Genomic DNA, 15,347 nt, shown 5'->3' with positions numbered 1-15,347 from the left:
TCAGTAGCGAACCAGCCCGGCCACCAATCCATGTTCGGGCATCTCGTCCGGATGCACTGCATATACAGCGGCACCTCCGGCGAGGGCGAGAGCGGCGGCGAGGTTCAGCAAGTCCTCGTCGCCTGCCGCAGGCTCCGAGCGGACCTCCACGCGTCCGGCCTCGGAGTCGAAGCGACCCCACGCCTGGATGCCGACGGGCACGTACAGGACTTCCAGCCGGCCCTCCTGCGCTGCAAGCAGGCACTCGCCCAGGTTGTCCGCGGCCTTACCCGCTTCTCTGGCTTCCCTGTAGCGCTGGGCGGCTGCCATCCGACCCGCGCCAAAGACCGGCTCGACTACCTGCCAGGCTCGCGCGCGCAGCTCGTCATCGGTCCACTCATCCGGGTTACCTGCGGCACAGACGCCGACGAGGTGCGGGTAGTTGTTGACATCTCGATACAGAGGGAACAGATACTCGACGCAGGCCACGACAAGCGGCTCTTGCGAGCCGCGGAGGGCCTCACTCACCGCTCGAGCTACCTCGCGAAAGGCCTTGGTGACCTCCTCCTTCTTCAACTCGTCACCCGCACCATGTCCATGGAATACTACGCCTCCCGAGGTCGAAGGCGCCGAGCGAAACTGCAGTTGCTTCTCCTTGCGAGTGGGCCTCCTGCCTTCCTCTGGCCCTTCGAGCAGTGTTGCTAGAGTCGAGAACCGCGTGGCTCGCACCAGGCGATGTGAATTCGAGCTGAGGGCGAGTACGGCAAACGTGGCTTCCGCGCCGAGAAGCGATAGGAGTGGCTTGATGTAGAACCTCGAACCTACGACCGCCAGCTCGGGAAGCGAGATGGGCACCAAGAGCTTTTTCGCGTAACCAGGGGCGAAGTGGAAGGCCAAGCCGCTCATCCCCTCGTGCCAGGGAGCGCCCTCGGCTGCTAGGGCGTGGCCGGGCTCGAGCATCGCCTCCGCTTCGGCTCGCTTCATTCCGCCATTCAGTAGCGACCGCAGCGCCTGGCGCAACAGGTTTCGCAGCTTCGTGCCGTTGGCGCGCGCCTTCGCGCTCATCCGCTCGAGCGGCATCGTGATGGTCACGCACGGACCCTCGCGCGGCTCCAACATCTCGCGTACTTCTTCCTTGCCGATTAGCTGCATACCCTTGCCTCCAAGTCGTTGTCGTGTCCCTATCTGAGTCCGATCCTACTCTGTGACGATGAGTAAGAAGCGCCGATCCCCACTGCTGACAGGACCGAGAACCGACAGGAGAAGCCCAACGCGATTCGACGAAGGGTGGGAGGTCGTGAGGCTGCATGCCTCAGCCCGTTTCGAATGGCCAGCCGGGGAGTTCGCAGCGGAGCGGGCGGTCGTGGCGGTAGCCTAGTTCGTACTCCGCCTGCATCAGCGTATGGATCTCTCGTGTACCCTCGTAGATCACCGCGCCCCGGCTATTTCGCAGGTACCGCTCTACGGGGAACTCGTCGCTGTACCCGTAGGCACCGTGGATTTGCACTGCGTCGTTGGCTGCGGCAAATGCGTTATCGCAGTTGATCCACTTTGCCATGCTCACCTCGCGTGTGCAACGCATGCCTTGGTTTTTCATCCACCCACATCGGTAATAAAGAAGACGTCCTATGTCTCGCGATGCCGCCATGCGCGCTACCATCTGCTGGATGAGCTGATGCCTGCCGATCTCCTGGCCGCCCGTCCTTCGGTCCCGGCAGTAGGGGATGCACGCGTCTAGGCACGCGACGATGATGCCGACGGCGCCGCTCCCCACGGTGTATCGCCCGTTGTCCAGCGCCGACATCGCGATCTTGAAACCCTCACCCTCTTCACCTATTCGGTTTGCAACGGGTACGCGCACGTCTTCCATAATCAACGTGCCCGTGTCTCCAGCTCGTACACCCAACTTGCCATGGATCGGTTGTGTTGTAAAGCCGGGCATACCGCGCTCCACAATGAACGCTGTCATGCCGCGTGCCTTCTTCTCGCGGTCAGTGTATGCGACCACCAAGAAGTTGTCCGCCAGGTCGGCCAGGCTGATCCACGTCTTCTCGCCATTCAGCACATACGTGTCGCCGTCGCGTACCGCGGTGCTCCGAATGCCTATCACGTCCGAACCGGCGTTGGGCTCTGTTAGCCCGAACCCGGCGAACTTCTCGCCCTTCGCCTGCGGAACCAGGAAACGTTGCTTCTGATCCTCTGACCCCCACTGAAGCAGTGCCAAGCTGTTCAGTCCGACGTGGACGGACATGATGACGCGGGCCGTGCTATCGGCTCGCTCCAGCTCTTCGCACACGAGGCCCAGGCTGATGTAGTCGGCGTCCTGTCCCCCATACTTGGCGGGAATGCACACGCCGAGAAAACCCGCTTCCCCCATCTTCCTCAGCAGCGTGGGGTCGGGCTTTCCTTCTCGGTCACGCTCCTTCAGGCCGGGTAGCACCTCGGTCTCGGCAAATCGGCGCGCGCTCTCCTGAATCAACTTGTGCTCGTTCGTTAGGGAGAAATCCATGCGGCGAAGTGTACCTACGCGACTAGAGCAGTCCTGCCAACCCATCAGCCTCCGCAACGCCAATGCACTTTGCCTCGGGCTCGATGCGCCGCAACAACCCACACAGCACGCTGCCCGGCCCACACTCGAAGAACTCCGACGCTCCCTCGCGCACGGCGGCCCGGACGCAGTCGGTCCATCGTACGGGCGACGCAATCTGCCGTGCAAGCAACTCGGGCCATGCCGAAGCGTCCGTCACGAAATCGCCCAGGACGTTGGATGCCACACGGGCGGTGCCGGCAGCAAACGATACAGTCGCTAGTGCCGAGCGCATCGCCGCGGCGGCTTCCTCCATCAGCGGCGAATGAAATGCGCCCGAGACGTTCAACGGGACCACCCGTCGCGCTCCCGCCGCCTTGGCGCTCGTGCAAGCCGCTTCTACCGCGGCAGGCTCACCGGAAATGACCACTTGTCCCGGTGAGTTGTAGTTGGCGACCACCACGATGCCGTTCGAGACACCCGAGCAAGCCGCTTCCACCTGGGCATCGTCCAACCCGATGATTGCGGCCATGGTGCCGTTCTTTGCTTGCGCCATCAGCTCTCCCCGGCGGTCCACCAGCCGGGCGCCGTCTTCCAGCGAGATGACTCCTGCCGCCGCCAGCGCTGCATACTCGCCCACGCTGTGGCCCAGGGCGAACGACGGCACGACGCCTTTCTCTCTCAGCGCCGCGGCCGTTGCGACGCCGCACGCGTAGAGCGCGATTTGTGCGTTCTCGGTGAAGCGTAGCGTTTCCTCATCGGCCTCGTCGCATAGCGCGGCAACGTCGCGGCCGACCACCTCGCTAACCCGCTCGAACGCCTCGTGGGCTACCGCCGATGCCTCGCGGATGCTCCGACCCATGCCGGGAACCTGGGAACCTTGACCGGGGAACAGAAAAGCCTTACTCACGGATCAGGCTTTCTACGGCAGGAGACCTATCCCTGCCCAGAAGCCCGCAACGGTCCCGGTGGAACCCGTCGGACCTTTTGGCAGTATAATAATTGCAACGTGGGGGCGAACGGGCTCGACAGGGTCGGTTTGCGCTCGAGCTGCGAGCCGAGGTGCCGTTGGCCTCGTAAAAAAGCGGCACAAACAGTAAGTGCGAACTCTTACGCTTACGCTGCCTAATTAGCTGCAGCCGTCTCCCAGCGCCGGGTCGGTAGGCGCGAAGGAGGCGTGGACAAATCCGACTAGCGTCTCCGGCTTCGGTCCGTAGCACGGAGAGGCGAGAAGAAACCGGACTGGCGAGAGTGGCATCCCCGCCTGCGGGTTAGCGCTCCGCGAGATCAGAAGGCAGGCTACGCTCGTAGACGCCCGAGAGGCATCGGCTTTGGAAGGGGGTTCAACTCCCCCCGCCTCCACCACGGCATCCGCACGAACCAGCCAGATTTCGGAGGCTGGATCTGGGGTGGCCTTACAGCCAGAGTGCGATCGAGATTGAAGGTCCGACTCGGCGAGTCTCTGGTTTCCCAAGGTGCAACGGCACCTGTTCTGGGACTGAAATCTCCATGCCGCTGCGTCGAACCCATTAGGAAGGGTCGCGATCGCGTTGCGGGGTGATTGCGTCGGCAGCGCGTAACGGTAGTCGGTGTTGGGGGAGTCGTCTGGGGCTGGGACAACTCGCACCACCCCGGTTGCCGCTTGGAACGTTCGGCAGGAGCAGTGGGCGCTCCCTGCTCAATGTGCCGGGTGGACCTGCCGACCCGGTATGGAATACCGGCTTCGGGAGACGCCACTCATGACGAGACGCACGCGACGCTATAAGCCCAATAGTGTGTTACCGGTTGTCTGGTTGTCACTATCGGCCGTGTGCTCAGCGAGTGCCGCCGACGCGAATGTGGACGAGCCGGTCAGACCCGCTGTAAGCGTTCAAATGGAGTTCTTCACGCGCTACGTGTGGCGTGGACTGGCGTGGAGCGAGGGGCCGGTTCTTCAGCCTTCAGTAACTGTAGGCTCGGGCCCGTTCGAAGCAACCGGATGGGCAAACTTCGGTCTCGATCGACGCGATGGCACCTCGCTGAACGAAGCGGACCTTTTCCTGTCCTATCAGACGAATGCGGGAAACCTGGGAGTGGAGACGTCTCTCCAGTTCTTCGCGTACCCTAACCAGGCGGACTCACCGGCGACTGGTGAAGCGGTGGTGTCGCTGCACTATCCCGTCGGGCCCTTTACCACATATGTCTCCCATGCCGCGGACTTTGTCCACTACCGCGGCGCGCACTACACCGAGATTGGTCTGTGCTACTCATACGAGATGGATACTCGGACCTCGCTCGACGTGTCGGTGGGCGTGTCGGTCGGTTCGCGCAAGTTCAACGATGTGTACGTGGGCGTCGGGAAGGCCGCGTGGAACGCGGCCACACTGCAGATGGCGCTCGAGCACGAACTGCTACCCGGCTGGAACCTATGCACCTCCTTGTCTCTCACCGAGTTGCTCGATTCCGATCTACGGGCTAGCGGCGCGGACCGCAGACTGGCTGTCATCGGATTCAGCATGTGCACCTCGTTCTAACGTCTCGCGGGCCTGCGAGGCGACCGGTCAGGTACGGCTGCCTATTTCGCCTGCGTGTTGACGGTATGGGGACGCAGGTGAAGATACTCCACGTCGCGCTGCGACGCCCTCCGACGGGCGGGCGGTGGGACAGCACGTCGAGACTGCGAGGCTGGAGCTTGACAGTCCTGCAATCGGTCGCCCGGTCCGGGACGGCTCGCATCATCAGATAGGAGGCTAACTATGAGCGAATTCCAGAAGGCGCTGCTGCGCTTCCTGTACGTCGTCTTCGTGGTAGTGATTGCCTTGGTTGGGTGGTCAATGCTCCGGCCCGCCGCGAAGGCCGAGGCAGCTACCCCAGTCGGGCCCGATCTGTACGGGCGGCCCATCGGTGTGACCGCTACTGGCACTTGCATCGTTCGTACGAAGCCCGAGTTCGCCGAAGTGACGATCGGCGTGTACCAATCGCAAACGACGGCGAAGGCGGCCAAGGATTACGTGAAGTCTACCTGCGCGAGAATCCTGTCTACCCTGGGCGAGGCAGGTGTGTCGAGCAAGGACATCAAGACGCAGCGGTTCGCTCTCGCGTCGGAGTGGATTCCTCGCAGTCAGGACGCTAAGAAGTGGAATTGCGAGGAGTCGTTCCGCGTGCGAATCCGGGATCTCAACAGAGTCGCCGAGATCGTAGACTCAGCGGTAAAGGTAGGCGCCAATCGCGTCGGCGGACTGGTGTACTCGGTGGAGGACGTCAGTAAGATCCGGGCGGCGGGACGCGGCAAGGCAGCGGAGACGGCTCGCAAGAAAGCCGCAGAGCTCGCGAAGGCGCTCGGTGGCAAACTCGGTCGCCTGACATCGTGCAACGAAGGGTATCCCTACGACTACGGCCGCTACGGCGGGTACTACGGATACGCACCGGCTTCACCCCACGCACAGACTACCGTGGATCTGCAGCCTGGTGCGGAGCCTGAAGATGCGGAGGAGGTGACGATCCAGCCAGGCGATCTGGTGACGACCGTGGTTGTGACGGCAACCTACGAGGTGGAGTAGAGAACGGGTAACAGCAACCGATTTTCGGGCGGGTCATAGCAGGGCCGACAGCTGCTCTCTATCGCCGGCACTGACCCCTCGAGGTCTGGATAGAGCAGCTCGCACGCCCTCCCTCTCGCTCCGGGAATCACCGGTCTTCCCTCAGGCGACCGGCAGCGAGCTCGAGGGGGCGTCGGCGGGACTTGACCCACGGCGGTCGCGGCAAGTACACTCATCTCACCTCGGACGCGCCGCTCGAGCGCGACGTTCCGGACCATTCGGTTCGGGTTCCGCTAGCGGGGCCCGATGCTCGCTTACCATCAAAAGTTCTCGACTCACTGGAGGGCATCCCGATGAGTGTTCACGCACACAAGACACGCACGCTCGAAGAACCCATGTCGAGGGCTGACGATGGGTTCAGTTGCCCTCGCACCTCGATACCTCGCGGGCTCCGTCGTTAGCTCGGTTCCGCCCTGCCAGGAGAGGATCTGATGCAGGGCGTGCGTCGGTTCATCCCCCGCTTCGGTCCGGAACTGATTCGTCAGGCTACTCCGGCCGATGCAGTCGTTCTGGTAAGTTTGGCCGTGCTGGTGTACATCGGCGCGGAGCTCGCTCGCCAGGCGCCCGAGGTGGTGCAGGGACCGCGCATCAGCCTCTCTCCCTCCGCGCTTCCATTCTACGCGGTGCTGTCTACACTGCGAATGTCGGCGGCCTACGCCCTGTCGCTACTGTTCACTCTCGTCTACGGATCGGCGGCTGCCGCAAGCCGAAGAGCCGAACAGTGGCTGCTTCCCATCCTAGACGTCCTCCAGAGCGTCCCGATCCTGTCGTTCCTGCCCGTGGTTCTGGTGGCGTTTGCAGCCATTCTTCCTGAGCGCGTCGCCGCTGAAATCGCCTCGGTCGTTCTGATCTTCACCAGCCAGGTCTGGAACATGACGTTCAGCTGGTACCAGTCTCTGAAGACGGTCCCGCGAGAGCTCCGCGAAGCCGGCGCCATCTTCGGCCTCAACCCGTGGCTACGGTTCCGGCAACTAGAGCTTCCATCGGGCGCGATCGGGCTGATCTGGAACAGCGTCATGAGCTGGTCCGGAGGCTGGTTCTTCCTGATGGCAGCAGAGATGTTCACCGTCGGCTCGCGAGACTTCCGATTGGCGGGTCTGGGAAGTTACCTCCAGACTGCGGCAAACGAAGGCAACGTAACTGCATTGTGCTGGGGGCTCGTCGCACTCGTAGCGGTGATCGTTCTACTCGACCAGCTTGTGTGGCGGCCGCTGCTCGCGTATGCGGAACGGTTCAAGCTGGAGATGATAACGTCCGAAATGCCCGCTCGCTCCTGGGCCTACGAGACTCTGCACCACTCTCGAATCGTGCGATGGTTTTCGAATGCCGTGCTGCGGTCACTCGGCGAGCGAGTGGATGCGTGGATGTACCGACGATATTCGCGGCGTCCCGTGACAGCCGCTCGAGATCAGAACCCACTCTTGCGAACCGTACTAGGTATGGCTCTCGTCATCGCGCTCATCTGGGGTGCATATCGGACGAGTGACATGATCATTCGTGTCACCGCCGAGCAGTGGGTGGAGATAGGCATCGGACTTTTTGCCACGTTCGCCCGTGTTGGCGTGGCCCTAGTCATAGCCACGGCGTGGACGGTGCCTGTCGGTGCGATCATCGGAACCAACCGAAAACTAGCATCATGGCTCCAGCCGATTGCCCAGACGGCGGCCGCAATCCCAGCCACGGCGCTGTTTCCAGTGCTACTACTCGTGCTGCTCGGACTTCCCGGTGGGCTGAACATCGCTGCTATACTGCTGATGCTGTTGGGGACTCAGTGGTATCTGCTGTTCAACGTGATCGCTGGAGCGAGCGCGATGCCCCAGGACCTGAAGTTCACTGCATCGCTGCTCGGATTGCCGAGGAGCCTGCGCTGGAAGACCCTTATCCTACCATCGATCTTCCCATCGTTCGTCACAGGCGCCATCACCGCAAGCGGCGGCGCATGGAACGCGAGCATTGTCGCGGAGTACGTCGAGTTCGGAGGCAGGACTCTTTTCACCACCGGCATCGGCGCAACTATTGCGAAGGCAACGGCAGCGGGAGATTATCCTCTGCTCCTTGCAGCGACGCTGAGTATGGTTCTCTCCGTCGTTTTGATCAACAGGCTGTTCTGGCGCAGATTGTACCGACTGGCCGAGAGGCAGTTCCGATTGGAGTAGTAGTATGACGAATGATAGCAGTCTGGTTCTGTTGAAAGACGTTACTCAGCGATACCGGGGGACGCGGCGGGAGTTCGTCGCGGTCAAGGATATCAACCTCGGCATCAAAGAAGGCGAGTTCGTGCTTCTCGTCGGGCCGTCGGGATGCGGCAAGAGCACCCTCCTTCGAATCGTGACGGGTCTACAGCGTCCCACCGAGGGTGAGGTGATCTACCGCGGACAACCTCTGGTAGGAGTCAATCCCCATTCCACGATAGTCTTTCAGACCTTCGCACTCTTCCCGTGGCTGAACGTACAACAGAACGTAGAGGTTGCGCTGCAAGCGCGCGGTGTGCCGGCCGAAGAGCGGAGGAAGCGAGCGATCTCCTTGCTGGACATGGTAGGTCTGGACGGGTTCGAGACTGCCTACCCACGTGAGCTCTCCGGTGGCATGCGCCAGAAGACGGGGTTTGCACGTGCCATGGCGGTAGAGCCGGAGCTACTCTGCCTCGATGAGCCATTCTCTGCGCTGGACGTACTGAGTGCGGAGTCACTTCGGGGCGAGTTGATGGAACTGTGGCTCAGTGGTAACATCCCTACCAAGGCCATCCTGATGGTGACACATAACATCGAGGAAGCGGTGTTCATGGCAGACCGAATCGTGGTGATGGATAAGGACCCTGGCAGGATCATCGCACACATCAACGTCGCACTACCACACCCACGCGACCGTCACTCGCGAGCGTTCGCGGAAATCGTGGACCAGCTCTATGCCACGCTTGCCGGCCAGACGCAGCCGGAGTACCTCGAGATGGGCACGGCTCCGGGCGAGCCCGGGCGGACACGTGCGCTGCCGGACGTCGAGATCGACGACCTGATCGGTATGATGGAGCGGCTTCAAGAGGAGCCAGAGCGTAAGGCCGACATCTTCCGTCTGGCGACCGATCTCAAGGCGGACTCCGATCATCTGCTGGCACTAACAGAGGCAGCCGAGTTGTTAGGCTTTGCCACGCTGGCGCAGGGGGACATCTCATCCACACCGCTAGGCGACACCTTTGCCGAGGCGAGCATCCTGGCGCGAAAGGAGATCTTCGCCATGCGGCTTCGCAGGCTGCCACTGTTCCGATGGTTGCTACGACTCCTGAGGGCGGCCGACGACAAGCGGCTGGAGTACGACGTGACGCTCGCAGCGCTGGAGCTGGAGTTTCCGCCCGAAGATGCCGCGCGGCAGTTGGAGCTAGCCATCGCCTGGGGCCGCTACGCCGAGCTGCTCGCCTACGACGACAGCACCTCGACCATCTACCTGGAAAAGCCGGAACCCGAAGTCGTCCGAGCCGGCTAAAGGGCAACAGCAGGTTCCTATGGTGCGCCACACAGCACATCGCTAACGCGGCCGCGAAGCTGGTGAAGGCTGAGCCCAGGACATTTGGCGGGTGGGGGAGGGAGGCGAGCCGGGATGGAGAAGTAGCGCCTGGTCCCCAGACGGCGCATCAGCTCAAGAACTAGGAGAACACCGATGAAGCTTCGACCCGTGCCCTTCACCCAAGTCACATTCGAGGACACCTTCTGGGCCCCGCGCCAGAAGACCAACCGCGAGGTCACCCTGCATCAGCAGTTCGAGCAAATCACCGGAACCGGCCGCTTGAACAACATCCTGAGGGCAGGCGGCAAGATGGAAGGGGGCTTCGAGGGCTATCGGTTCAACGACTCGGATGTGTACAAGTGGCTCGAGGGAGCCGCCTACTCGCTTGCCACGCATCCGGACCCCAAGCTCGAAGCCGCCGTAAACGAGAGCATCGAGGCGTTCGAGGCGGCGCAAGAGGCCGACGGCTATCTGAACTCCTACTTCACCGTGGAGCACCCCGAGCAGAAGTGGCAGAACCTTTCGATGAACCACGAGCTGTACTGCGCGGGGCACCTGTTCGAGGCGGCCGTAGCGCACTACGAAGCGACGGGAAGCAGGCGCCTCTTGGATATCGCCGTGAAGAACGCCGACCACATCGCTTCCATCTTCGGTCCCGGCAAGCGGCTCGGTTATTGCGGCCACCCGGAGATCGAGCTCGCGCTGTTTCGCCTGGCGCGTGCCACGGGAGACGACAAGTACCGCGAGCTCGCGCAGTTCTTCATAGATGCGCGAGGCAGTCGCCCGTCGCCCTTCGAGGCAGAGCTTCGCGACCCCAACGCACCACGAAACATCGTGGATTGGGCGGGGTTGTGGTTCAAGCGCGGGGAGTACGACGGCGGCTACACCCAAGACCACTTGCCCGTGCGCGAGCAGAGCGAGGTGGTAGGTCACGCAGTTCGCGCGCTCTATCTGTTCTCCGGCATGGCAGACCTGTACGACTGGACGAAGGACGAGACACTGCTAACAGCTCTACACCGTCTGTGGGACAACCTAACCAAGAAGCGTATGTACGTGACAGGTGGGGTAGGTCCCTCCGCATCGAATGAAGGCTTCACACGGGACTACGACCTGCCGAACGAGACTGCCTACGCAGAGACCTGCGCGGCCATTGCGCTGATTCTATGGGCGCATCGCATGTGGCTGATCGAAGGCAAGTCGGAATACGCCGACGTGATGGAGCTGGCGCTGTACAACGGTTTCCTTTCCGGCATCTCGCTGGACGGCACGAAGTACTTTTACGAAAACCCACTAGCGTCGAGTGGTACGCACCACCGACAAGAATGGTTCGGGTGTGCGTGCTGTCCACCCAACATCGCGCGTCTCCTCGCATCGCTCGGCTCGTATGCCTACGCGGTTTCCGGTGACGAGGTGTGGGTGGCACTGTACATAGCAGGGTCGGTGCAGGTGGAAATCGGTGGCCGCAAGGTAGTTTTGCGACAGGAAACGGAATACCCATGGAACGGCAGGGTGAAACTCAGCGTGCAGTGCGATGGGCCGGCGGAGCTCGGCTTGCATCTGCGCATTCCGGCGTGGTCCTGCAACGCCGAGTCGCTGCGCGCCGGCGGGTGGCACGTGTCCGATGGGTATGCCACCATGCGACGCGTGTGGTCGAACAGTGACAGCGTAGAAGTGGACTTCGGCATGACGCCGGAACCCGTGTATGCCAACCCGCTCGTTCGTGCCGACACCGGACGCGTGGCTTTTCGTATGGGACCTATCGTGTACTGCGCCGAGCAGGTAGACAACGGGCCCGGTCTGCCATTCGTCAAGGTGGAGCCGAAGGTCGAGGCGCGCCGAGGTGAGGTGCTCGGCGGCGTGCACCTGTTAGATGTGGATGGCGTAGTCGTGCCCCCATCGGCGTGGGAGGGAAAGCTGTACTCACCGGAGGTACCTCCGCAGACACCGAAGAGGCTCACGCTGGTCCCGTACTGTCTGTGGGACAACCGCGAGCCGGGTGAGATGGAGGTCTGGCTGCCGCGGAGATAGCGTATGTACGCAACCCTGTCCGTGGCTAGTCCCAGCCCACCACCGGCCCCAACCGCCGGATGCCTGCTCGGGCGGCCGTTAGGGTTTGTTGCGCCAGTATTCCAGGAGCTCCGCGGCACGCGAGCCCGGATCGATCTTGGCGACAACCCCGCCCGATCCTGGATCGTGGTCGGGGTCATTATCCAGGATCGAGAGTGCATGCATCGCTCGGAAGAGCACGCGAGCGCTGGTGTGCCCCAAAACACCCTTTACTGCGGCACGACATGCGACCCGCTTGCCCCGGGTGATTTCCTCCAGGGTTTGAACCAGGACTAAAGGATGCTTGGATTGCAACAGCTTCTTGTAGGCGACGTCCGGGTCCGGCGCTCGTCTGAGCCACCCGATCACGTCGGTGGCTACCGACTCGGACTTCTCAGTCAGCGCAACGACGCGGTCAGCGAACTGCTCCATGTACTGCCAGTCATCGTTGTACAAGAGCACGCTTAGGGCAAGTGCAGCCTCTTGGTCGTCACCAGACTGTGTGCGACTCAGAACAGCGGGGTAGATGGTCCTACGGAACCACGCTTCATAGTCTCCTCCAACCTGGGACAGTCCAACATCCGGAGTGGGGATGAACGGCCAACTCAAGCGAAGCCGGGCTGGTGCAGCCCATGCCAGCAGCTCGAGTCCACTCGCTCGGGACGCATGCTCGGGAAGCACGAGCGTGGAGGCAACGCCATTCACCAGGCCACGGAATGCCAGCTGCTCGTGGCACTCAGCAACTGGCCACCCGACTGGCCAGAAGGACAGGGGGCTTACCAGGTCCAGCGGACCGACTACCGTCGGCCCGCCGTCCGGAGGCCGCACCTCGTAGAAGAACACTCCCGGCGAGATGCTATCCAGAAGAAGGTAGCCGCGGCTGTCGGGTCGCTTGAGAAACGCCAACACCGCCCGCCCTTCCGGCGAGCTCGGCAGTATCGCAGCGTCTCCCTTTGGCGGTGGTGGCCAAAGCAGAACAGCGATGCGCTCCGGTAGCTGACCCTTGGCAACCCTGAGGACGTCGCACGGCACAAGACGGAATGCGCGATTCTCGATCAGAATACTCCCGTCCGCTCGCTTCGCCAACAGGTTACCATTCTCGTCTGTTAGGAGTGAGCCTCGGGTGTCCACGACATCGAGCCGAATCGTGGTCGCTTCGGCGGGCCTGGGCCGAACGTAAGCCACCGCGTCGGCCAGACACCATAGGCCCAACACGCCGTCAGTGAAGGCGCCGCGTCCTCCGTCGGACGTCTGCGCCACCAGAAGTATCGACCATGGTATGAGGTTCAGCATCCCATGAACTCCAGTCTCTCACTATCACCAGTGAGCCGTCGCGTCGGTCCACATGCTCATCTGGAACTCACCGACCTTGCATCCCCCATCGTTGGCAAAGGCGCCCTTGGTTCCCGCCCAATACTCGTGCCGGAGCGGACCGAGCCCTGGCGGTCCATCAGAGGGCCATTCCCTAGTATCGGCTAGTATGATGTGGTCGGGTCCGAATGTGCCGAAAGGCCGAGTTGGGTTCTGAGCGTTGTTAATCAGGGTGATCCAGTAGGAACCGGTGGCACCGTTCCACAGGAACGGCTGAGGCAGGAGCCTCCCGTCATTGTAATGCGTGGGAACACCGTCGGGGAAACGCTCTTGCACCCACACGCCTCTCATCGCAGCCGAGAGCTGATCGAAGAGCGTGTAGTAGTAGTCGTCCTGGTATACCCATTCCGGAGGGCCGATTACCGATATCGTGTTGATCGGGTTCACCACCATCTCGGCCAACTCGACGCGGATCGGCTTGTGGCCCGTGAAGCGTCTGTAGTTCGAAGACGGGACGTTGTGGGGTGGCCTCGGCACGTTGTCCGTGTCGTCCGGCACCACGGCCGTGCCCCAGCCGGGGATGTCCAACTCGTATTCCAGGCGAACCTGGATCTGGCCCGGGTTGCTCGGGCCGTTCGCCTTGATCGTGATGCTGGTGGCTTGGGTCGTACCGTTTAGGGCGGGGTTAGAGGTGAAAACACCAGGATGCGTGACGGTCCAGCGAAAACGGGTTCCCGGGGGTTGTTGGGCTGCACGGTCGGCTGATATCCAAGCCTCGCTGGTCGCCTGCTCTGACCTCTTGCGCGGGACGAGGTAGCCAACGTTGTAGCCGTAGTATGATAGATACCAACATGTCGTGCTGTCCTGATGGATATCGTAGTGCTGGGGGTGATCCCTAATCTGCACACTGATGGGCCCGCCCAGTACATAGACATCGGCTTCGGCATGCCAAGTCCGCGTACATCCTTCCGATCCGTTCTCCGACACATCCACAGAGACGTGGCAAACGCCAGGACTGGTGAACCGCAGGTAAAGCTCCGCACCCGGCGGATGATGCTCGGGGTCCGCGAGGTGCGCCCCACAGCCCTGGAAGGTCCATTCAAAGCTGAGTGGAGTACAGCGAACGTCAATCGGGGGAAGGCCTGAGACGCGCAGCCACATCTCGGCTTCCTCACGCCCGCTCTCCGCGCTCCAATCCAGCGCAGCGAACGGATACGGAAGTGGCTCTATCATCGCGCCCTGCGCCCACCCGAGCAGCGGGCTCAGCGCCAAGATCGAGGCCGGAACCCAGTAACAGCGCAATCTCCACCTCCAACGCCATATTGACGTCTGCGGCCCCCTGATGATACGGGCATTCTCGCTGGTTGTCAAGAGGTTTCATGGGTTCTGCTAAAAGAAAGCACCAGCTAGACTATCATAGTTCACATAGCAAACTCTCGTGCTACGAGACATGGCCGTTTGGCTTTCACTCCTCCACCGGAGCTAGCGAACTCGGCGACGAGCGCGTGAGGCCCACCCCCGCCAGCACCACCGCTCCGGCGAGCACCTGCACTGCGGTAAGCCGCTCTCCCAAGAAGAGCCAAGCCGCAAGGCCGGTGAACACGGGCACCAGGTAGCTTACGGGCGCGGTTCGGATCACGCCGTGCCGTGCGATGGCCCAGTTCCACAGCATGTAGGCCAGATACACGGGGAACACCGTCGCATACGCGAGCAGCAGCCACCCGGACGTGTCAATCGCGGCCCAATCCTGCCGCATTACGTCCGGCAGCGACACGGGAATGAGCGGGACGATGCCGATGAGTAGCCCGTACGCCATCAACCGCACCGGGGTCATCCGTTCCAGCAACGGCTTATTCAGGATGCCGTACGCTGCGAAACACGCCGAGCTGCCGAGCGCCATCAGGTCGCCGGGACCGAGCCTCGCCTGCCCGAGCGAGCCGCCCTTGGTGATGAAAAGCGCGACACCCGCCATGGAGATGGCAATACCCGCCCACTGCCCGCGCGTCACCGTCTCCAGCCGAAACAGCGCCAAGATCAGCGCCGAAAACACCGGCGTCATGGAGAGCAGCAAGGCCATGTTGGACGCCTGCGTGCGCGCGAGGCCGGAGATGAACAGCGACTGGTAGATGCCGAAGCCTAGCAGCCCGGAGACGATCATCGGCCGCAAGTCGGACCGCCGCAGCCGCAGGTCGCCCTCCGAGAACCACAGCGTGGCGAACGCGAGCGGGATCATCAGGGTGAATCGCGCCAGGTTGAAGGCATGCGGCTGGAACTGGTGAAAGGCCACCTTGAACACCAGGAAGCTGCCCACCCAGATAGCCAGCACGGCCAAGAGGGCCGAGTCTGCGGCAAGGTCCTTCCTTTGGCTCACTGCGATATCACGCCGAGCACACGCATCGGGCTCATTA

Annotated in this window: 11 protein-coding genes and 1 other RNA gene; 6 read left to right on the top strand and 6 right to left on the bottom strand. The window is 62.3% G+C overall.

The window, feature by feature from the left end:
- From HRF45_01570 to fabD, 3 genes are all read right to left on the bottom strand, one after another.
- On the bottom strand, positions 1-1,131 hold the full coding sequence (locus HRF45_01570; protein ID MEP0765217.1) for a hypothetical protein: 1,131 nt from the start codon (positions 1,129-1,131) through the stop codon (positions 1-3).
- A gap of 160 nt (positions 1,132-1,291) precedes the next feature.
- Positions 1,292-2,488 (bottom strand): acyl-CoA dehydrogenase family protein, encoded by a 1,197-nt coding sequence (locus HRF45_01565; GenBank protein MEP0765216.1) that lies wholly within the window; start codon positions 2,486-2,488, stop codon positions 1,292-1,294.
- A 22-nt stretch (positions 2,489-2,510) separates the two neighbouring features.
- Positions 2,511-3,416, bottom strand: coding sequence for an ACP S-malonyltransferase (fabD, locus tag HRF45_01560; GenBank protein ID MEP0765215.1), 906 nt, complete (start codon positions 3,414-3,416; stop codon positions 2,511-2,513).
- Between the two features lie 101 nt (positions 3,417-3,517).
- Here fabD and ssrA point away from each other — a divergent pair.
- The 6 genes from ssrA (at position 3,518) to HRF45_01530 (ending at position 11,610) form a co-directional block, all read left to right on the top strand.
- Positions 3,518-3,871, top strand: a transfer-messenger RNA (tmRNA) gene (gene ssrA, locus HRF45_01555).
- A gap of 374 nt (positions 3,872-4,245) precedes the next feature.
- Entirely contained in the window at positions 4,246-5,019 is a 774-nt protein-coding gene (locus HRF45_01550) for a MipA/OmpV family protein (protein ID MEP0765214.1), read from the top strand.
- A 222-nt stretch (positions 5,020-5,241) separates the two neighbouring features.
- The gene (locus HRF45_01545) at positions 5,242-6,045 is read left to right on the top strand and encodes an SIMPL domain-containing protein (protein MEP0765213.1); all 804 of its coding nucleotides are present in this window, start codon (positions 5,242-5,244) and stop codon (positions 6,043-6,045) included.
- 470 nt (positions 6,046-6,515) lie between these two features.
- Complete coding sequence (locus HRF45_01540) at positions 6,516-8,240, top strand: ABC transporter permease subunit (GenBank protein ID MEP0765212.1); 1,725 nt, start codon at positions 6,516-6,518, stop codon at positions 8,238-8,240.
- Positions 8,241-8,244: 4 nt separating this feature from the next.
- Positions 8,245-9,561, top strand: coding sequence for an AAA-associated domain-containing protein (locus HRF45_01535; GenBank protein MEP0765211.1), 1,317 nt, complete (start codon positions 8,245-8,247; stop codon positions 9,559-9,561).
- 174 nt (positions 9,562-9,735) lie between these two features.
- On the top strand, positions 9,736-11,610 hold the full coding sequence (locus HRF45_01530) for a glycoside hydrolase family 127 protein (protein ID MEP0765210.1): 1,875 nt from the start codon (positions 9,736-9,738) through the stop codon (positions 11,608-11,610).
- A gap of 78 nt (positions 11,611-11,688) precedes the next feature.
- Here HRF45_01530 and HRF45_01525 read toward each other — a convergent pair whose 3' ends face one another.
- The 3 genes from HRF45_01525 to HRF45_01515 all read right to left on the bottom strand — a co-directional run bounded on the left by HRF45_01525 (position 11,689) and on the right by HRF45_01515 (position 15,310).
- A complete protein-coding gene (locus HRF45_01525; GenBank protein MEP0765209.1) occupies positions 11,689-12,921 on the bottom strand; it encodes a hypothetical protein in 1,233 nt (410 codons plus the stop codon).
- Between the two features lie 24 nt (positions 12,922-12,945).
- A complete protein-coding gene (locus HRF45_01520) occupies positions 12,946-14,241 on the bottom strand; it encodes a hypothetical protein (GenBank protein ID MEP0765208.1) in 1,296 nt (431 codons plus the stop codon).
- Positions 14,242-14,404: 163 nt separating this feature from the next.
- Positions 14,405-15,310 (bottom strand): DMT family transporter, encoded by a 906-nt coding sequence (locus tag HRF45_01515; protein MEP0765207.1) that lies wholly within the window; start codon positions 15,308-15,310, stop codon positions 14,405-14,407.
- Positions 15,311-15,347: the final 37 nt, after the last annotated feature.

This window comes from Fimbriimonadia bacterium (assembly GCA_039961735.1).
GTDB lineage: Bacteria > Armatimonadota > Fimbriimonadia > Fimbriimonadales > JABRVX01 > JABRVX01.
The sequence above is the reverse complement of the archived record's forward strand: the minus strand, read 5'-3'. Positions and strand labels throughout refer to the sequence as shown.